Annotated in this window: 16 protein-coding genes and 1 pseudogene; 5 read left to right on the top strand and 12 right to left on the bottom strand. The window is 61.7% G+C overall.

Annotated elements, in window-relative coordinates; genetic code table 11:
* Positions 1 to 377, top strand: a pseudogene (locus tag ACJ8IL_RS21345) (transposase); the annotation flags it as partial.
* Here ACJ8IL_RS21345 and ACJ8IL_RS21340 read toward each other — a convergent pair.
* Complete coding sequence (locus tag ACJ8IL_RS21340) at positions 378 to 1,280, bottom strand: cupin domain-containing protein (protein WP_197811223.1); 903 nt, start codon at positions 1,278 to 1,280, stop codon at positions 378 to 380.
* Positions 1,281 to 1,442: 162 nt separating this feature from the next.
* Here ACJ8IL_RS21340 and ACJ8IL_RS21335 point away from each other — a divergent pair, with 162 nt between their 5' ends.
* Positions 1,443 to 2,411: an SDR family NAD(P)-dependent oxidoreductase gene (locus ACJ8IL_RS21335; protein ID WP_089181657.1), complete on the top strand. Its 969-nt coding sequence runs from the start codon at positions 1,443 to 1,445 to the stop codon at positions 2,409 to 2,411.
* A 14-nt stretch (positions 2,412 to 2,425) separates the two neighbouring features.
* Positions 2,426 to 3,433 (top strand): NADP-dependent oxidoreductase, encoded by a 1,008-nt coding sequence (locus ACJ8IL_RS21330; protein WP_060434188.1) that lies wholly within the window; start codon positions 2,426 to 2,428, stop codon positions 3,431 to 3,433.
* Between the two features lie 26 nt (positions 3,434 to 3,459).
* On the opposite strand, the gene ACJ8IL_RS21325 is transcribed toward ACJ8IL_RS21330, so the two are convergent.
* Positions 3,460 to 4,371 (bottom strand): LysR family transcriptional regulator, encoded by a 912-nt coding sequence (locus tag ACJ8IL_RS21325; RefSeq protein ID WP_025305222.1) that lies wholly within the window; start codon positions 4,369 to 4,371, stop codon positions 3,460 to 3,462.
* Between the two features lie 97 nt (positions 4,372 to 4,468).
* Between ACJ8IL_RS21325 and ACJ8IL_RS21320 the strand changes: the two genes are divergently transcribed.
* A complete protein-coding gene (locus ACJ8IL_RS21320) occupies positions 4,469 to 5,470 on the top strand; it encodes a zinc-binding alcohol dehydrogenase family protein (protein ID WP_049205434.1) in 1,002 nt (333 codons plus the stop codon).
* 31 nt (positions 5,471 to 5,501) lie between these two features.
* On the opposite strand, the gene ACJ8IL_RS21315 is transcribed toward ACJ8IL_RS21320, so the two are convergent.
* The 4 genes from ACJ8IL_RS21315 to serB all read right to left on the bottom strand — a co-directional run bounded on the left by ACJ8IL_RS21315 (position 5,502) and on the right by serB (position 10,785).
* Entirely contained in the window at positions 5,502 to 6,935 is a 1,434-nt protein-coding gene (locus tag ACJ8IL_RS21315; protein WP_049207236.1) for a glycosyltransferase family 39 protein, read from the bottom strand.
* 134 nt (positions 6,936 to 7,069) lie between these two features.
* Positions 7,070 to 8,344 carry a multifunctional transcriptional regulator/nicotinamide-nucleotide adenylyltransferase/ribosylnicotinamide kinase NadR gene (gene nadR / locus ACJ8IL_RS21310; RefSeq protein ID WP_025305219.1) on the bottom strand — a complete coding sequence of 425 codons (1,275 nt, stop codon included), beginning with the start codon at positions 8,342 to 8,344 and terminating at the stop codon, positions 7,070 to 7,072.
* Between the two features lie 58 nt (positions 8,345 to 8,402).
* Positions 8,403 to 9,788: a DNA repair protein RadA gene (gene radA / locus ACJ8IL_RS21305; RefSeq protein WP_025159617.1), complete on the bottom strand. Its 1,386-nt coding sequence runs from the start codon at positions 9,786 to 9,788 to the stop codon at positions 8,403 to 8,405.
* A gap of 19 nt (positions 9,789 to 9,807) precedes the next feature.
* Positions 9,808 to 10,785, bottom strand: coding sequence for a phosphoserine phosphatase (gene serB, locus ACJ8IL_RS21300; RefSeq protein WP_016929162.1), 978 nt, complete (start codon positions 10,783 to 10,785; stop codon positions 9,808 to 9,810).
* Between the two features lie 110 nt (positions 10,786 to 10,895).
* Between serB and ACJ8IL_RS21295 the strand changes: the two genes are divergently transcribed.
* Positions 10,896 to 11,579: a YtjB family periplasmic protein gene (locus tag ACJ8IL_RS21295; protein WP_197833287.1), complete on the top strand. Its 684-nt coding sequence runs from the start codon at positions 10,896 to 10,898 to the stop codon at positions 11,577 to 11,579.
* Position 11,580: 1 nt separating this feature from the next.
* Here ACJ8IL_RS21295 and yjjJ read toward each other — a convergent pair whose 3' ends face one another.
* The 6 genes from yjjJ to ACJ8IL_RS21265 form a co-directional block, all read right to left on the bottom strand.
* Positions 11,581 to 12,924, bottom strand: coding sequence for a type II toxin-antitoxin system HipA family toxin YjjJ (gene yjjJ / locus ACJ8IL_RS21290; RefSeq protein ID WP_230507070.1), 1,344 nt, complete (start codon positions 12,922 to 12,924; stop codon positions 11,581 to 11,583).
* A gap of 137 nt (positions 12,925 to 13,061) precedes the next feature.
* The gene (deoD, locus tag ACJ8IL_RS21285; RefSeq protein ID WP_004933059.1) at positions 13,062 to 13,793 is read right to left on the bottom strand and encodes a purine-nucleoside phosphorylase; all 732 of its coding nucleotides are present in this window, start codon (positions 13,791 to 13,793) and stop codon (positions 13,062 to 13,064) included.
* Positions 13,794 to 13,959: 166 nt separating this feature from the next.
* On the bottom strand, positions 13,960 to 15,183 hold the full coding sequence (deoB, locus tag ACJ8IL_RS21280; protein WP_043136044.1) for a phosphopentomutase: 1,224 nt from the start codon (positions 15,181 to 15,183) through the stop codon (positions 13,960 to 13,962).
* A gap of 70 nt (positions 15,184 to 15,253) precedes the next feature.
* The gene (deoA, locus tag ACJ8IL_RS21275) at positions 15,254 to 16,576 is read right to left on the bottom strand and encodes a thymidine phosphorylase (protein ID WP_043136047.1); all 1,323 of its coding nucleotides are present in this window, start codon (positions 16,574 to 16,576) and stop codon (positions 15,254 to 15,256) included.
* Between the two features lie 66 nt (positions 16,577 to 16,642).
* Positions 16,643 to 17,422 carry a deoxyribose-phosphate aldolase gene (gene deoC / locus ACJ8IL_RS21270; protein WP_025305214.1) on the bottom strand — a complete coding sequence of 260 codons (780 nt, stop codon included), beginning with the start codon at positions 17,420 to 17,422 and terminating at the stop codon, positions 16,643 to 16,645.
* Between the two features lie 370 nt (positions 17,423 to 17,792).
* Positions 17,793 to 19,070 (bottom strand): NupC/NupG family nucleoside CNT transporter, encoded by a 1,278-nt coding sequence (locus ACJ8IL_RS21265; RefSeq protein ID WP_038630188.1) that lies wholly within the window; start codon positions 19,068 to 19,070, stop codon positions 17,793 to 17,795.
* Positions 19,071 to 19,208: the final 138 nt, after the last annotated feature.

Raw genomic sequence — 19,208 nt, 5'->3', positions numbered from 1 at the left:
CGGCATGTCGCCTGCGCGTTCAAAATGGCACTGGCCGGCAGACGCACGGCGTTGCCGTTGGTGCATCACTCGGACAGGGGTATCCAGTACTGCTCGCAGGAATATCAGGCGTTACATCATCAGTATGGCGTCATCTGCTCGATGACGGACGGGTATGACTGTTATCAGAACGCGCTGGCGGAACGGATAAACGGGATACTCAAAACGGAATACCTGCTCGGCAGGCCAGAAGATATCGCGCAGGCAAGAAAGATGGTCAGGGAGTCGGTGAACCTCTACAACACGCGGCGGCCGCACTTGTCGCTGAAATACAAAACGCCCGATGAGGTTCATCGGGCGTTATCCGGTTGAAAAGTGTCAACCTATATCAGGACTAGTCACCGCGCCCGCCGATAGTCGCGCGGCGAGCATGCCATCATGCGCTTAAAGGCGTGGCTGAACGCGCTGTCTGAGTCGTATCCCAAACGCTGCGCGATGACGGACACCGGTTCGCTGCCGGTACGCAAAGCCCGCGCCGCCAGCAACATGCGCCAGCGCGACACGTATTCAAGCGGTGCCATGCCGGCCTTCTGCTTGAAGCGCAGCGCCAACGTCGAACGGGAAACGCTCGCCGCGTCGGCCAACGCCGCCACCGTCCAGCGCCGGGCGGGATCGGCGTGCACCGCCAGCATCGCGGCGCCGATGCGCGGATCGAACAAGGCGGGCAGCCAACCCGACGCCGCACTCTCCTCCCCCATCAGGTAAATCCGCAGTGCCTGGGTCAACATGATTTGCCCCAGATGATGCGTCATCAACGTACTGCCCGGCGAAGGCCTAACCAGCTCATCCGCCAGCCGTTGCAACGCCCATTGCAGCACGGCAGCCTCTTCCGTGCCTCCGCGGATCACCATCAGCGCGGGCAGGCTGCCAAACAGCCGTTCCACTTCCTGGCCGAAGCTAAAGCGGCCACCGATAAACAGGCACGTTTCCCCCTCGCCGCAGCTCGCCATGCCGTTTTTCGCCTGCAGATAGAGCGCGTCGGCGTCGAGCGCCGGCAGTGACAAGTCGCTGCCAACGGTCAGCGGCAGGCTGCGAGTCAGCAATAAACAGTCGCCGGCCGCCAGCCACAGCGGCTCGGCCTGCCCTTCCGCCGCCAGCCAACAGCCGCCGCGCACCACCGCGTTGAACTTCCCGCCTTGCGGAGCGGGAAAATGAACGGCCCAGTCGCCGCCGGCCTTCAGGCCGCCGAAAAACGCATTCTGGCTGTTCAGTGGCGCCAGCACTTCCGATAAAGGATCCATACCCTCTCCCCCCAAGGCCCTTTCAAGAGCATAGCCCGTGCGATGCTCCAGCCAAAGGCCTTAGGACGATGGCGACAGAAATTAGGTTTTTGTTGCATTCAGCCGCTGATAGAGCCGACTTACACTCCCAGTGTCACAGCCAACCGCAGCGAGGAACGCCCAATGAACCGACAAATGCCCCTCAACACCAGCTTTAACGCCACCACCACCGCCGCCGACGTGCTCAAAGATAGGCAACTGGCCGGCATGACGGCGCTGATAACCGGCGGTCATTCCGGCCTGGGATTGGAAACGACTCGCGCATTGACGCAAGCGGGAGCACAGGTGATCGTCGCCGCCCGCAATCCCGTCATCGCCCGTACCCGTCTGGCCATCGCCGGTATCAGCAACATCGACATTTATGAGCTTGATTTGGCCGACCTGAGCAACATCAGAAAGTTCACGCAACAACTTCTGGCGACCGGCGTCCACCTCGATATGTTGATCTGCGGTGCCGGCATTATGGCCTGTCCTGAAACCCGTATCGGCCCAGGCTGGGAGGCACAATTCGCGATCAACCACCTGGGGCATTACGCACTGGTGAGCCACCTCTGGCCGGCATTGGCGGGCGGCGCCCGCGTTGTCGTCATCTCCTCTTCCGGTCACCATGCCAGCGCCATACGCTGGAATGACGTTCAGTTTCACAGCGGCTATGACAAGTGGCTGGCCTATGGCCAATCGAAAACCGCTAACGCGCTCTTCGCCCTCCAGCTTGACAAGCTGGGGAAAAACGCCGGCGTGCGCGCCTTCTCGCTGCATCCCGGCATGATCCCAACGCCGCTACAGCGCTATCTCTCGCAGGAAGAGATGCTCGCATTGGACTGGATCGACGCCAACGGCAAACCCGCCCACCCGGAAATGCTGAAGACCCCGCAACAAGGAGCGGCAACCCAGGTCTGGGCGGCGACATCGCCCCAACTCAATGGCCTTGGCGGACTGTATTGCGAAGATTGCGATGTCGCCCGGCGCAACGATGACACCGGCTTTTCCTTCAGCGGCGTAAAAAGCTACGCCGTCGATCCTGAACAGGCCCAACGCCTGTGGAAACTCTCGGCGCAACTCACCGGCGTCGATGCCTTCGGCAAGATTTAATCAGGAGCCCACCGATGCAGAATCGCCAAATCATCCTCGTCAAACTCCCGCAAGGAAAACTGACCGTCGATTGTTTTCAGACTCGGGAGGCCCCCATGCCGATCCCCGGCCCTGAAGAGGTTTTGTTGCGCACGCTTTACGTGCCTCTGGATGCGGCCAGCCGAGCCTGGATGCAGGGCGTCACCTATCGTTCCGGACTGCAGGCGGGAGACGTCATGGCTGCGACCGTGCTGGCCGAAGTCGTCGAGTCGCGCTCTCCCCTGCTGGCCGCCGGAGATTTAGTGCTGGCAGAAACCGGCTGGCAAACCTTCGCAGTCGTACCGGCGGCAGGCGCGCTCAAGCAGTCGGATATCGTTCCGCATACGCACTTGCTCAGCGTTTACGGCGTGCCTGGACTCACCGCTTACTTCGGCCTGCTGGAATGCGGACGCCCCAAGGCCGGTGAAACCGTCGTCGTATCCGCCGCCGCGGGGGCGGTAGGCATGTTCGCCGGACAAATCGCCCGGCTTCACGGCTGCCGCACGGTGGGCATTGCCGGCGGCGGCGCCAAAACGGCGCTGCTGACGGACAGGCTGGGGTTCGACGCGGCGATAGATTATAAAGCGGAAAATCTGCATGACGCCCTGCGCCGCTCGTGCCCCAACGGCATCGATGTGCTGTTCGACAACGTCGGCGGCAATATTTTGGCGACCAGTCTGCAGCACATGGCAAAACAGGGGCGCATCGTTTGCTGCGGCGCGGTATCGCAGTACGATACGGCCTCTCCGCCGGCAGCACCTGCCGGGATCCCCGGTGTGTTGATCGTCAACAGCTTGACGATGCGTGGGTTCCTGTTGGCCGATTTCCTTCACCGCCAAGAACAGGCGCTGGCGGCGCTCACGGTCTGGATCGCTGAAGGAAAACTTGCGGTCATCGAAGACCTGATCACCGGTTTCGAACTGCTGCCCGCTGCGCTGGTCGGCCTGCTGGCGGGCAAAAATAGAGGGAAGCGCATCGTTCAGGTGGCGCGGCCCTCCGTCTGAAGAGAAGGCTCTGCGCGCCCCGGCCATCATTCCCGCGCCAGCTCGCGCGCGTAGTCGTCGAACGCCGGATGCTGCAGCACCACATCGATGAAACAGGCCAGCGCCGGGGAATTCAGCTTGCGGCTCGGGTAGACCAGATACAGCTCGTTCCCTTCCGCACGCCACGCCGGCAACACCTCCACCAACAGCTTCTGCGCCACCACCTCGCGGCTGAGAAACGCCGGCAGCAGCGTGATGCCGGCACCGGCAATGGCACATTCGCGTGCATACAGCAGGTTGTCGGTGGTGTGCGCCAGCGGCAGCTGCCAGCGGTAATAATCGTCGCCGCAGCGCAGGTTCCAGGCCGTCCAAGCCCGATGGGCGATGCAACGATGCTGCTGCAGTTGCTGCGGGTGTTCGATCGGCGGATGCTGCGCCAGATAGGACGGCGCAGCCAACAGATAGCGCGGCGCGTACCCGAGGCGGCGGCCGATCAGTGAAGAATCCTGCGGCTTGCCGGTACGCAGTGCGGCGTCGTAACCTTCCTGCACCAGATCCACCATGGCGTCGGACACCGACACCTCCAGCGAAACGTCCGGGTACTGGCGCTGAAAATCCGCCGCCAGCCGCGCCACCAGGGTTGCCCCTAGCCCGGCAGGCGTCGAGATGCGCAGGCGGCCGCTCGGGTTATCGCGCAGCCGCTGCAGCGCCAGATCGGCGCGTTCGGCGGCGGACATCATCGCCTGACAATGCTCCAGATAACGCTCACCGGCGAAGGTCAGGTTCAGCTGGCGCGTGGTGCGATTGAGCAATCGCAGCCCCAGCGTTTGTTCGAGCTGGCTGATACGCTGGCTGACGCTGGACTTCGGCAGCCCGACGCGCTGCGCGGCGGCGGTAAAACTGCCGCACTCCGCCACCAGCGCGAACAGCGCCATGTCCTGCAGCTGTTTGAATTCCATTGTTCACCTTAAACGAACACTCCGTTAGATATTGTCCATCTTATCACCCCACTGCTGCGGGTCTACACTGGAGGCATCATTTGAAAGGAGTACAATCATGTCGATAAAAGCCATTGCCGTAGACCCGCAGAACCCCGCCGGTTTCATCGAAATCTCACCGGAGATGCCGGTACCCGGTCAGTACGATCTGTTGGTGGAAGTGAAAGCGGCGTCGGTCAATCCGGTGGACACCAAAGTGCACGCCGGTCTGCAGAAAAGCGGCCTGCAGCAGCCACGCGTCCTTGGCTGGGACGCCAGCGGCATCGTGGTGGGCGTGGGCAGCAGCGTCAGCGGCTTCAAGCCCGGCGATGAAGTGTGGTACGCCGGCGACATCACCCGGCCCGGCAGCAACAGCAGCCACCAGCTGATCGACTCACGCATCGCCGCTCACAAACCGCGCAGCCTGAACTGGGCCGAGTCCGCCGCCATGCCGCTCACCGCCCTCACCGCCTGGGAAGCGCTGTTCGAACACCTGAACATTCAGGACGCGCCGGAGCACAAGACGCTGCTGATCATCGGCGGCGCCGGCGGTGTCGGCTCGCTGGCCATTCCGCTGGCCGCATTGCGCAGCAAGGTGAAAGTAATCGCTACCGCATCAAGACCGGAATCCGCCGCCTGGTGCCGTGAGCGCGGCGCCGATCTGGTGGTGGATTACCGCGATCTGAAGGGCAACCTGGCGCAGCAGGGCATCGAGCAGGTGGATTACATCCTGTGTCTGAACGACACCGACGGCCACTGGCCGGCGATGGCCGAGCTGGTCGCGCCGCTCGGCCATATCTGCACCATCGTCGAGAACGCGCAGCCGTTGGATCAAAACGCGCTGAAGCTGAAAAGCGCCGCGCTGCACTGGGAGTTCATGTTCACCCGCAGCATGTTCACCACCCCGGACATCGCGCAACAGGGCAAGATCCTGCAGCAAGTGGCGCAGCTGCTGGACGAGGGCAAGCTGAGCACCACGCTGAGCGAAACCCTGCACGGGCTGTCGGTAGACACGCTGACCGCCGCACATCAACAGCTACTCGGCGGCCATATGCAAGGCAAGCTGGTTATCGCTTACTAAGTTCGCATCGCGGCGGCGTTCTGCGCCGCCGTTATTGCGGACGAACGAAACCGACGCACAGCGTTTGCTCATCGGCCTGCGGATCGGCGCGGAAGGTCAGCGTCTGCTGCCAGTCGAGGCGCAGTTTCGGCCAGTGGGCCAGCTCCCCGCCGAAATCGCTATGCGCGCAGTCTTCACCCAACCGCCCGAACAGGGCGACGCCGTGCTGCGCAATCTGCGGATAGCTGATGTTGACGTTGTAGATATTCGGCCGCGTATGATTGGACCAGCGCGTAATGGTCTGCGGCCGGGAACCGGCGTACACCGTCATCCACTGCGACAGGTATTCGCCGCCGACGTAGCGTAGGTCGACGCCATACCGCTCCTGCCACAGCCGCTCCACCCCGGCGCTGAACGCCTTGATACCCACCATTTTCTGGCCGGCGTTGCGCACGTTGCCCAGCATCACCGCGGCGTAACCCAGATAGACCGCCAGCGCCGCACACATCAGCCCAATGGTCGCCGCGCGCAGCGAACGCACCGGCGGCTGACGCACGCAACCGACCAGCAGCGCGGGCGCCAGCATGAAGAACGGCTGCAGCCATTCGGTCAGCCGGCCGCCGACGTTGAAAGAGAACCAGAAGGTAATGATGCCGAGCGGCAACAGGTAGACCCACAGCAACACCCGCATCGGCAAGGCCGATGGCCAGGCCAGCACCGCCCCGCTGCGCCGCAGGATCCCCCACAGCACCAGCGACGGATAAAACACCAGCAGCAGCGACTGCAGCATGTCGAGATTGAGCTGCATCTTGATCTGCGAATCCACCCACTTAAAGGCGGCAAAGTCGTGGTTCCACAACCAGAACACGTTCGGCAGCACCAGCGCCAACCAGATCGCCACCGCTAGATAGAACTGCGGCTGGCGGTAGCAGCGGCGGATCTGCGGTACGAACAGCGTCGACAGCGCCGCGAAATAGACGAAGGCGAAGGTCGAGTACTTCGCCATCATCGCCAGCCCGGCGGCCAATGCGAAGGCCGGCCACCAGTTGGCCGAACGCGAGATCGCCAGGTGGAAGAACAGCGCCATCCACGGCCACAACATCACCAACAGGTAGTTGTCGTTGTAGGGAATGATGTCGAAATTGATGATGCCGGACAGGTTGAGCGTCAGCAGCGCCATCCAGGCCAGCGAGGTGCTGCCGCTCAGGCGGCGCGCCAATAGCCAGACGCCCAACATGCCGATGGCGATGGCGATGAAGTGGCCGCCGTACCAGTAAACGTTCAGCGGCAGCCACGAGAGCCCGATCGCCGGCTGCATCGCCGCACCGACCAACCAAGGATTTTTCGGTGAGCCCCACTCGCCGTTGAGGCCCCAGTTGAGCGCCTCAACGGCGTCGTAAGGCAGGGTAGGATCGAGATGAACGGTCAGCAGCGTCCAGGCTGCGGCATAGCAGACCAACCAGAGAGCGAGTAAGCGATAAGACATGACTTCTTCTGAGCGTTATTGTAAAGAAAATCTTAACTTAGTCGCTGTCGAATGAACCATGTTTAAACAAGCCGTTAAATGTGCGCCCGGGCGGCCGTTTCTGCCGCCGCGATCGCACATTAAGCTAATTTCCCTCAGCCTGCGGCGTGGCGATGGGCGGGCGCATTCGCCAGCCGGCCGGCGTCCGCCGCCAGCAGTTGTTGCACCAGCTCGACGCAGCGCAGGAAGCGCTCTTCGTAATCGCTGGACTCAACGTGCACGTACTCGATGTTGTTGGCGCGCAGCATCTCCTCCAGCAGGCGCTGGAACGCCAGGCGATCGGCGCTGCTGCCGAGGCTGCGCAGGCCGTCCGCCACCCACGGCGTGTTGTTTTCCAGCAGGATCACCAGATCGAAACGGTATTCGTCGATCAGCGCCTGCACGAAGGGGTGTTCACGCCCTTCGTACTTTTTGCAAAACGCCTGCGTAGTCACGAAATCGGTATCGATAAACGCCACCTTGTTGGCATATTTGACTGCGAAGTCCACGTATTGCGCCTGCCCGAGGGCAATTTTGTCGTAGTCGGAGTACTGCAGCGCCATCTCGTCGCCGCCCAGGTGCGAAAACACGTAATCGCGGCCATATTCCCAGGCGCTGGTGGTGTTGAAGATGTTGGCCAGCTTGTTGACCAGCGTCGACTTGCCGCTCGACTCACCGCCGAGGATCGCCACGGTGCGCACGAAGAACGGCTTCACCTCGGTCGGGATGTAATCCCAATAGCGGAACGGATCCTGGCGGATCTGATTGCCGCTGATGTTCATGAACGACCGTTCGGGATCGACCAAAATGGTTTCGATGCCCAGATGCTCGCGGTAGCGCGGCGCATCCTGCGCTTCGCTGGAATAGATAAAGCTCGGCACGATGCCCTTCTGTTCCATAAAGGCCTTCATGCCGTCGCTCCACACGTTCCAGCCGTGCGGGTACGGTTCGATGCCCTGCTCGTCGAACGAGTGGATATGGATGTTTTTCTGGTACTTGAAGGTCTGCAGCAGCCAGCGCAGGCGATCGCTGACCGTCGGCTGTTGCGACATCGAACTGTTCTCGAACAGCTCGCGGTCGCGCGGTTCGTCGTGGCACAAAATAACGTGCAACTCGTCCACCTGGCTGCAGGCGCGCTGGATCAGATAGATGTGGCCGGTGTGCAGCGGGTAAAATTTACCAAACACTACGCCGACTTTAACCTCTTTGCGCGGGAACTCCAGCCCGAGAAAACGGTGCAGCGCCTCGAGCTTTTGCGCGCTCGGGCTTTTGATTTTGTCGTTCAACAGCTGGCTCAGATAGCCCTTGGTCATGCCGCTGGCATCCGCCACCTGCTGCAGAGTACAACCCTTTTGCTTGATGGACGTCTTCAGGTAATCAAATTGCGGCATGGCCACCTCCGTTTAATATGCTAAACAAAATAGCATATCTTGCTCGCCGTCAGCGACATTAATAAAACTCTTCCAGCACGTCCAGCGCGTCCGCCAGCTTCTTGACCCCGAACACCTGCATGTTGGCCGGCGGCTTCTTCGGCATATTGCCGTGCGGCACGATGGCGCGCTTGAAGCCGTGCTTGGCCGCTTCGGAGATGCGCTCCTGGCCGCTCGGCACCGGGCGGATCTCCCCCGCCAGCCCCACTTCGCCGAACACCACCAGATCGTTCGGCAGCGGCCGATCGCGCAGGCTCGAGACCAGCGACATCAGCAGCGCCAGATCGGCGCTGGTCTCGCTGACCTTCACCCCGCCGACCACGTTGACGAACACGTCCTGATCCGACATCTGCAGCCCGCCGTGCCGGTGCAGCACCGCCAGCAGGATCGCCAACCGGTTCTGCTCCAGGCCCACCGCCACGCGGCGCGGGTTGGACATCATCGAGTGATCCACCAGCGCCTGGATCTCCACCAGCAGCGGCCGGGTGCCTTCCCACACCACCATCACCGAGCTGCCGGAAGTGACTTCATCGCCGCGGCTAAGGAAGATCGCCGAAGGGTTGCTGACTTCGCGCAGCCCTTGTTCGGTCATGGCGAACACGCCCAGCTCGTTGACCGCGCCGAAGCGGTTCTTGTGGCTGCGCAGGGTACGGAAGCGGGAATCGGCGTCGCCGTCCAGCAGCACCGAACAGTCAATGCAGTGTTCCAGCACTTTTGGCCCGGCCAGCGAGCCATCTTTGGTGACGTGCCCGACCATCACGATCGCCACGCCGCGCGTCTTGGCGAAGCGCGTCAGATAGGCGGCGGTTTCCCGCACCTGCGCCACGCTGCCCGGCGAAGACTGAATGTCCGCCATGTGCATCACCTGAATCGAGTCGATCACCATCAGCTTCGGCTGCTCCTGCTCAGCGATCAGGCAGATCTGCTCGATGCTGGTTTCCGACAGCATGTTCAGGCCGCCGGTCGGCAGCCCCAGACGGTGAGCACGCATCGCCACCTGCTGCAGCGATTCCTCGCCGGTGACGTACAGGGTTTTCATCTGTTCGGACAGTTTGCACAACACCTGCAGCAACAGGGTACTTTTGCCGGCGCCGGGGTTGCCGCCGATCAGAATGGCGCTGCCGGGCACCACGCCGCCGCCCAGCACGCGGTCGAACTCGAGAAAGCCGGTGGTGAAGCGAGGCAGCGCCTCCAGGCTGATTTCCGACAGCTTCTGCACCTTGCTGACGCCGGCGTCGCCGGCATAGCCGCTGAGGCGATCGTTGCGCGCCGCTGCGGGCGACGCGGCCAAACGCACTTCCGTGATGGTGTTCCAGGCATGGCAGGCGCTGCACTGCCCCTGCCAACGCGGATAGTCCGCCCCGCACTCATTGCACACAAATGCCCGTTTTGCCGCTTTTGCCACGTCTTACCTCAATCTTTCGTTATCGCACTTCGTGTTTCAGGCTGCCGGTGAGAATACACAGCACGCCCATCAGATCCGCATGCCGGATCGCCACCTGCGCTTTTTCATACACTTTCGGCTTGGCGTGGTAGGCGATGCCCAGCCCCGCCGCCTGCATCATTTTCAAATCGTTGGCGCCGTCGCCGATGGCCACGGTTTGCGCCAGCGGGATCTCCAGCTTCTCCGCCAGCCGCAGCAGCGTATCGGCTTTGAACTGCGCGTCCACCACTGGCCCCAACACTTCGCCGGTCAGCTTGCCGTCGCGGATCTCCAGCTCGTTGGCCGCCGCCGCCACCAGCCGCAGCCGGTTGCGCAGGTATTCGGCGTAGTAGGTGAAACCGCCGGAGGCGATCGCCACATGCCAGCCCATCGCCTGCAGCTTACCCACCAGGCTGGTCAGCCCCGGCATCAACGGCAGTTCGTCGCGCACCTGCTTGAGGATATTGGCGTCAGCCCCTTTCAGCGTGCCGACGCGCTGGCGCAGGCTGGCGGTAAAATCCAGTTCGCCGCGCATCGCGCGTTCGGTGACTTCCGCCACCTGCTCGCCGACGCCCGCCAGCTTGGCGATCTCATCGATGCACTCGATCTCGATCGCCGTCGAATCCATATCCATCACCAGCAGCCCCGGCGTGCGCAGGTGCGGGATTTTGCCGAGCGGCGCCACATCCAGCCCGCTCTCCGCCGCCAGCAGCTTGGCGCGCGGCGTCAAGGTTCCCGCCAGCCGCACCACCTGATAATCGTCCACGCCCCAGGCGGTGACGATCACCATCGCCGCGCCCAGCTTGCGTTGGAATTGGGTAATGCGCGCCTTGTCCAGCTTTCTGCCATATAACAGCCACCCGGTATTACCCGCCCGGTAGTCCAGCGGCATCACTTCGTCGCCGCTGAGCGAAAGGGGAAGACCCGGCCATTGAGAGATCTCCGCCGGAAGATCGCAATAGGTCAGACTGTTTGACATCATTGACTCCTGAATGGACAAAAACGCTGCATGATAAAACGACGCATCAAGCTATCCTATCGCCAGCGGTTCTGGCAACATAAAGTGTCCCCGATGCCCAAGGAACCTGCATGGCTCGCGCTAAACTGAAATTTCGCCTGCACCGCACCGCTATTATCCTGATTTGCCTGGCTTTGCTGGTGCTGCTGATGCAGGGCGCCTCTTATTTTAGCCTGAGTCACCAAATGGCGCGATCCGAGCAGGTGGAAGAGCTGGCGCAGACGCTGACCAAACAGGTCGCCTACAGCCTGGCGCCGCTGCTGGACGACGACGGCAACACCCCGCGCATCGACGCCATCCTCAAGCAGCTCACCGATCACAGCCGCATTCTCGACGTCAGCGTGTATCAGCAGGATGGCACGCTGGTCTCCCACGCCGGGGAACAGATAAGTATACGCGATCGCCTGTCGCTCGACGGCAAGCGCGCCGGCAGCTATTTCAACCACCAGTTGGTCGAATCCATTCAGGGCAAAGACGGCCCGATCGGCTTTATCCGCATCACCCTCGACACCCACGTGCTGGCGACCGAATCCAAGCAGGTGGACAACACCACCAACCTGCTGCGCCTGATGATCCTGCTGGCGCTGGCGATCGGCATCATTCTGGCGCGCACCCTGCTGCAACACCGCCGCAGCCGCTGGCAGCAGTCGCCGTACCTGTTGACCGCCAACACGCCGTTGGCAGAAGGCAATACGGTGGAAGATGACGAAGAGGATGCGCCGGAGAAAAAACAGGAAGCGCCGAAGAAGGAGTAACTCAGGCCAGGCGCTGAATGCGCTCGTGCAGCTTCTGCAGTTGCACCAACATTTGCTCGGCAATCGCCCGGAACGCCTCGCTGATGTCGTCATGTTGCGCCGTTTGCCGCCAGAACTCGAGAGCCAATCGCTCCGCTTGCCGCCAGACGGCGCCGCTCACCTCGTTGCTCAAACGGATCTCCACCGCGTCGTGGCGCAGATTACCGCTGCTTGCCGGGGCAAAAGCCATCGGCAACATATCATACAAAGGCGCCAACATGACCGGCCGCTGGGTTATCCGCAAGAACGACAGGTTGCCTTGGTGCATATCGCTATTGGCGATCAACCGGCCAAAGGCCCAATACAGGGCAATCCGTTGGTAGGCAGAGTGATTGATCACCCCTTGCTGTAATAGCCTCTCGGCGGCCACGACCCAGTTGGCATGGCCGCTGCCGCTGAACTCGGCATCCAACGCCTCCAGCGACACCATCGCTACCCGCCCTTCTTCAGCGATGCGATCAAAGCGCTCAATCTCTAAAAAGCATTGCCGGTCGGCACCGAACAGGATTTGCGCCGATGCGGCAGGCAATCCCGCAGCGGCGACCGTCTGCAACGCCAGCGACTCGGCGATCAGCAAATCGCTCCAGCGCTGTGCAATGACATGCGTCGGCGCCAGGCTGAACTTCACCAAAACATGCGCGCGGCGCCCAGACGCCAGCTCAGCATAGGCGGCAAATTTGGGCTGCTCGCCACCGGCGGAAGAGCCCACCAGTTCCCCGGCCAGCGCCTGGACAGACAATGCGGCGTAACGCTCGGCTTTATCTTCCACCGTGATGGCGAGGGCAGTATCCCGCATTAACCAGCGCTGATAGCTATCGGCACCAGGCAGCAGATCGCCGGTCATGTCTTCGCCATAACGGCAGAGCGCCAACAAGCGTTGGCCTTCATCCCATCGCCGCACATCCTCCGGCAAATTCAACTCGCGCGCCGCTGCTTTTCCCCAGGCTCGCCCGAGAAAGCCAATCGGCCGCAGGTCGTTCAAATACCATGGCATACCATCATAGAGCTGCCACTCTCCGCTGCGCTCATCGCACACCGCACAGTTATCGGCAGGATACAGCGGGCAAAGCGTGGCAAACAGGTGCGCCTTACCCCGTTCATCAACCCGATACATCGGAAACTGCCTCTCACCGCCGATCCCGCGCCGCAATACATAGCGCGTCGCCTTACCTTTACCAAGGATCAATACCGCGCCCGCCAGTTCGCGGATACGGCGCGATAGCGTCGGCTGGCTGATGCCTAACGCTTCTGTCAGTTGACGAGCCGTAGCCGGCCCATGGCGCAAAACTTGTTCAACGGTGATCATCAGATGAATAGATTGGCGAATAGATTGATAGAGGAAGTAATAGCGTTAAACGGCAGAAAGGTAAAGCGTTAGCCAAAACTGGCCGTGCGGAATGAATAGATTGACAGGCGGGCGCCATGACGACGCCCGCCGCGGTATTACGCTTTGTCGCCCAGCAGCACGGATTCCAGCGCGATAACGATCATTTCGTTAAAGGTGGTCTGGCGTTCCGCCGCCGTGGTCGCTTCGTGACGCAGGATGTGGTCGGACACGGTGCAGATGGTCAGTGCCTTACAGCCGAACTCTTCGTACAGCTCCGCCGCCACGCCGTAGATGCCGGCCGCTTCCATTTCCACGCCCAGGATGCCGTACTTCTTCATCACCTGGAACATGTCCGGATCCGGGGTGTAGAACAGGTCGGCGGAGAAGATGTTGCCCACGCGCGCCGGGATGCCCTGCGCCGCCGCCGCGTCGACCGCGTTGCGCACCATGTCGAAGTCGGCGATCGCCGCGTAGTCGTTGTCCTTGAAGCGCAGACGGTTCACCTTGGAGTCGGTGCACGCGCCCATGCCGATCACCACGTCGCGCAGTTTGATATCGTCACGCACCGCGCCGCAGGAACCGACGCGAATGATCTTCTTCACGCCGAATTCGGCAATCAGCTCGCGCGCATAGATGGAGCAGGACGGGATGCCCATGCCGTGGCCCATCACGGAGATGCGGCGGCCTTTGTAGGTGCCGGTGAAGCCCAACATGCCGCGCACGTTGTTCACTTCCACCGCGCCTTCCAGGAAGGTTTCGGCGATGTATTTTGCGCGCAGCGGGTCGCCCGGCATCAGTACTACGTCAGCGAAATCACCCATCTCAGCATTAATGTGCGGCGTAGCCATAATTTTCTTCCTTTAGAAATCTTATTTAATAAAAACGTCAAACATCTAAGCCTTGAATGTCGAGTTGCAGCCAGGCAGCTAGCGGGTGAACCCCCAGGAGCTTACTTGAGTAAGCGACTGGGGTTCACGCGTGAAGCTAACAACGCTACGGCTTGAAAGACAGAGCTTAGAACAGGGTCTTACCGTAATCCATCGGCGACAGGCCAAAGTAATTGGCGACGGTCTGGCCGATGTCGGCGAAGGTCTCGCGGTGGCCCAGCGAGCCCGGTTTCACTTTCGGGCCGTAAACCAGCACCGGGATGTGCTCGCGGGTGTGGTCGGTGCCCGGCCAGGTTGGGTCGCAGCCGTGGTCGGCGGTGAAGATGATGATGTCTTCGTCTTTCACCAGCTTCAGCAGCTCCGGCAGGCGGCGGTCGAACAGCTCCAGCGCGGCGGCGTAGCCCGCCACGTCGCGGCGGTGGCCGTAAGAGGAGTCGAAGTCCACGAAGTTGGTGAACACAATGGTGTTATCGCCGGCCTTTTCCATTTCAATCAGGGTCGCGTCAAACAGCGCATCGATGCCGGTCGCCTTCACCTTCTTGGTGATGCCAACGTTGGCGTAGATGTCGGCGATTTTACCGATCGACACCACTTCGCCGCCCTTCTCGTCCACCAGCTTTTTCAGCACGGTCGGCGCCGGCGGCTCTACCGCCAGATCGTGACGGTTGCCGGTGCGCTGGAAGTGGCCCGGCTTATCGCCGACGAACGGACGCGCGATCACGCGACCGATGTTGTAACCGCCTTCGGTCAGCTCTTCACGCGCAATTTCGCACAGCTCATACAGACGATCCAGGCCGAAGGTTTCTTCATGGCAGGCGATCTGGAACACCGAGTCAGCGGAGGTGTAGAAAATCGGCTTGCCGGTTTTCATGTGCTCTTCGCCCAGCTGATCGAGGATCACGGTGCCGGATGAGTGGCAGTTGCCCAGGTAGCCCGGCAGCTTGGCGCGTTCGACCAGTTTGTCCAGCAGCGCCTGCGGGAAGCTGTTGTGCTCGTCCTTGAAGTAACCCCAGTCGAACAGCACCGGCACGCCGGCGATTTCCCAGTGGCCCGACGGCGTGTCTTTACCGGAAGAGAGTTCGCTGGCGTAAGCGTAAGCACCGATGATATCGGCGTTGCGATCCAGCCCCTGCGGGAAGTTGCCGGTGGACTCTTCCGCCGCTTTGCCAAGGCCCAGACGGCTCAGGTTAGGCAGCGTCAGCGGGCCCTGGCGGCCCACGTTGGCCTCACCACGCGCGCAAACTTCGGCAATATGGCCCAGGGTGTCAGAACCCCGATCGCCAAAACGTTCGGCGTCTTCGCTGGCACCGATACCGAAGGAGTCCAATACCATAATAAATGTACGTTTCATCTGTGCTCTCCTGCGTGTTCTCACGCTTTGGACGGCCGCGAAAAAGCCGCGGTCGTTCCTGATTCTTGGGTTATTCCGTGATGCGCTTATACACCACCGGCGTCGCTTCCGGCGCCTTGTCGCTCAGCGTCATTGCGCTGCGCACCGCATCGGCCGCCAGCTGCCAGCTCTCTTCATCGTTGGCGTGGATCATAGCCAGCGGTTGCTGGGTATCCACCTTATCGCCCAGGCGCGCCACCTCGGTCAGGCCAACGCTGTAGTCGATGGCGTCGCTTGCCCGGCGACGGCCGCCGCCCAGCGACACCACCGCCATACCCAGCGCACGGGTATCCATGGCGCTGATGATGCCCGGCTTTTCAGCATACACCGGCTTGCTCAGCGTTGCCGCCGGCAGATAGCTATCATAACGTTCGACGAAGTCTATCGGCCCTTGCTGCGCTGCCACCATGCGGCCAAACACCTCAGCCGCTTTGCCGTTGTCCAGCACCGCCTGCAGTTTGGCGCGCGCATCGGCCTCGTCTTGCGCCAGGCCGCCGGACAGCAGCATCTCCACGCACAGCGCCAGCGTCACTTCCAGCAGGCGCGGGTTGCGGTATTCGCCGGTCAGGAAGCGCACCGCTTCGCGCACTTCCACCGCGTTGCCGGCGCTGGAAGCCAGCACCTGGTTCATGTCGGTCAGCAGCGCGGTGGTCTTGCAGCCCGCGCCGTTGGCCACGCCGACGATCGCCTGCGCCAAATCTTGCGACAGGGCATAGGTCGGCATAAAGGCGCCCGAGCCCACCTTCACGTCCATCACCAGCGCATCCAGCCCTTCCGCCAGCTTCTTGGCCAGAATGGAGGCGGTGATCAGCGGGATCGAATCCACGGTGGCGGTGATATCGCGGGTGGCGTAGAAACGTTTGTCCGCCGGCGCCAGCGAGCTGGTCTGGCCGATGATCGCCACGCCGACGTCCTGAATAATTTTGCGGAAGGCGTTATCGTCCGGGAAAATATTGAAGCCCGGAATGGCTTCCAGCTTGTCCAGCGTGCCGCCGGTATGCCCCAGGCCGCGGCCGGAGATCATCGGCACATAGCCGCCGCAGGCCGCCACCATCGGGCCGAGCATCAGCGAGGTCACGTCGCCCACGCCGCCGGTCGAATGCTTGTCGACGATAGGGCCGTTCAGCGCCAGGCTCTTCCAGTCCAGCACGGTGCCGGAATCGCGCATCGCCATGGTGAGCGCCACGCGCTCCGGCATGCTCATGTCATGGAAATAAATGGTCATCGCCAGCGCGGCGATCTGCCCTTCCGACACCACGTTGTCGCGAATGCCGTTGATGAAGAAGCGGATTTCCGCTTCGCTTAACGGCTGGCCGTCGCGTTTCTTACGAATAATTTCTTGAGCCAGGAACAAGGCATCCCCCTGTGTCGCCGAGAGTCGGTGCAGACGGGCGCGCCAGGCGCCCGCCAACGAAATCGATCAGTAACCGCCGCCGGCGGTCTGGGTCTGGTGGCCCAGCGCGGTCAGCAAGCTGGCCAGCAGGCTGGAAGCGCCAAAGCGGAAATGCCGCGCGTCGGCCCACCCCTCGCCCAGAATACGATCGGCAAGTTGCAGATAATGCAGCGCGTCTTCCGCGGTGCGCACGCCGCCGGCCGGCTTGAAGCCCACGGTCTTCGCCACGCCCATATCTCGGATCACCGACATCATCAGCTCGGCGCTCTCCAGGGTGGCGTTGACCGGCACCTTGCCGGTGGAGGTCTTGATAAAGTCCGCCCCGGCCTTGATGGCGATCTCGGACGCTTTGCGGATCAGATCGGCCTGCTTCAGCTCACCGGTTTCGACGATCACTTTCAGCAGCACGTTGGCCGCCTGGCATGCCTGCTTGCACTGTTTCACCAGCTCGAAGCCGACCTGTTCGTTGCCGGCGATCAGCGCGCGGTAAGGGAACACCACGTCCACTTCATCCGCGCCATAGGCGATGGCCGCGCGGGTTTCCGCCAGCGCGATGTCGATATCGTCGTTGCCATGCGGGAAGTTGGTCACGGTGGCGATACGGATGTCCGGCGTGCCTTGCTCGCGCAGCGCCTTACGCGCCACCGGGATAAAACGCGGGTAGATGCAGATGGCCGCCGTGTGGCCGGCCGGGCTGTTGGCCTGACGACAGAGGGCGATCACTTTCTCGTCGGTGTCATCATCGTTCAGCGTGGTTAAATCCATCAAGTTCAGCGCACGTTGCGCTGCTGCGGTTAATTCGGTCATAAAACTCTCCAACTGAGTACCTGGGTGTTGGCGAGCGGACTTGGTTCCATGAAGATAGCGCAGGGGAACGGCGTTCCCGCGGCGGCAACTGAGATCCTTCTCACCGCACATGGCCACCCGCCTTGCGGCCGGCCAGTAATAGCTATTTGAACACGAATGCCGGGGGCGATTCGCGTTCATCGTCACACTATATGAAATAGCACTGTAACAGACCGGAATTATATGTGAAGAACATCACAAAATAACGCGATATCGTTCACAAATTCGCTAAAGAAGCGGCTGAAGATCGCGGGGGCGACAAACACCCACGTTGCTTAGAGTATAGGCGGAGTCCCGCGATCGGTCGCGCCGTCGCGGGCTCCGTGAAGGCTTACAGCGCCAGGAAGAAACCGGCGATGGTGGCGCTCATCAGGTTGGACAGCGTGCCCGCCGCCACGGCTTTCAGACCGAAGCGCGCGATGTCATGGCGACGGTTGGGCGCCATGCTGCCCAAACCGCCCAGCAGGATCGCCACCGAGGAGAGGTTGGCGAAACCGCACAGCGCAAAGGAGATGATCGCCTTGGTGTGCGTTGACAGCACCTGCAGGCCTTCTGCCGCCACCACATCGTCCGGGCGCAGATAGGCGCCGAAGTTCATGTAGGCGACAAACTCGTTGACGATGATCTTCTGGCCGATAAACGAGCCGGCGGTCATCGCTTCACTCCACGGCACGCCGATCAGGAAGGCGATCGGTGAGAACACCCAACCGAGGATCAGTTCGAGCGACAGCTGCGGGTAATCGAACCAGCCGCCGATGCCGCCGAGAATGCCGTTGAGCAAGGCGATCAGCGCGATAAACGCCAGCAGCATCGCACCGACGTTCAGCGCCAGCTGCATGCCGGAGGCCGCGCCGGAAGCCGCCGCGTCGATCACGTTGGCCGGACGCTCTTCTTCGGCGATCAGTTTCATCGCATCGTCTTTATCGTGGGTCTGCTCGGTTTCCGGCACCATCAGCTTGGCGAACAGCAGCCCGCCCGGCGCGGCCATGAAGGACGCGGCGATCAGGTATTCCAACGGTACGCCCATCTGCGCGTACCCCGCCAACACCGAACCGGCCACCGAGGCCAGGCCGCCGCACATCACGGCGAACAGTTCTGACTGGCTCATGGTGGCGATATACGGGCGCACCACCAGCGGCGCTTCGGTCTGGCCGACGAAAATGTTGGCGGTCGCCGACAGCGATTCGGTGCGCGAGGTGCCCAGCAGCTTGTGCAGGCCGCCGCCCAGCACACGGATCACCAACTGCATGATGCCGAGGTAGTACAGCACCGCAATCAGCGAGGAGAAGAACACGATCACCGGTAGAACGCGCAGCGCGAACACGAAGCCGCCGCCGCCGAACACTTCGAACATCTTGTCGGACACCAGCCCGCCGAAGATGAACGAAATGCCCTGATTGCCGTAGGCGATAACGTTTGCCACGCCGTTAGACATACTGCCGAGGATGCTGCGGCCCAGCGGCACGTACAGCACCAGCGCGCCGATGCCGATCTGAATGATGAACGCCCACACGACGGTGCGCAATTTGATGGCCCGGCGGTTGCTGGAGAGCAGCACCGCAATGGCGATCAGCACCGCCATGCCAACCAGACTCATGATGAGTTGCATGCAAAGTTTCCCTGTTGCAAAAAATAAAATACATCCCTGCTCATGAAGAGAGGTCTGCTATTGGAGAGTTTCGGGGGGATTATACTGAGCGAGGTCACCCTCGCACCGATTTATGTCACAAATGTATACAACGAGACG

The sequence above is a fragment of the Serratia sp. CY47444 genome, assembly GCF_052168635.1.
Taxonomy (GTDB): domain Bacteria; phylum Pseudomonadota; class Gammaproteobacteria; order Enterobacterales; family Enterobacteriaceae; genus Serratia; species Serratia bockelmannii.
Note: the sequence above shows the minus strand (reverse complement) of the source record. Positions and strands in the feature narration are given on the sequence as shown.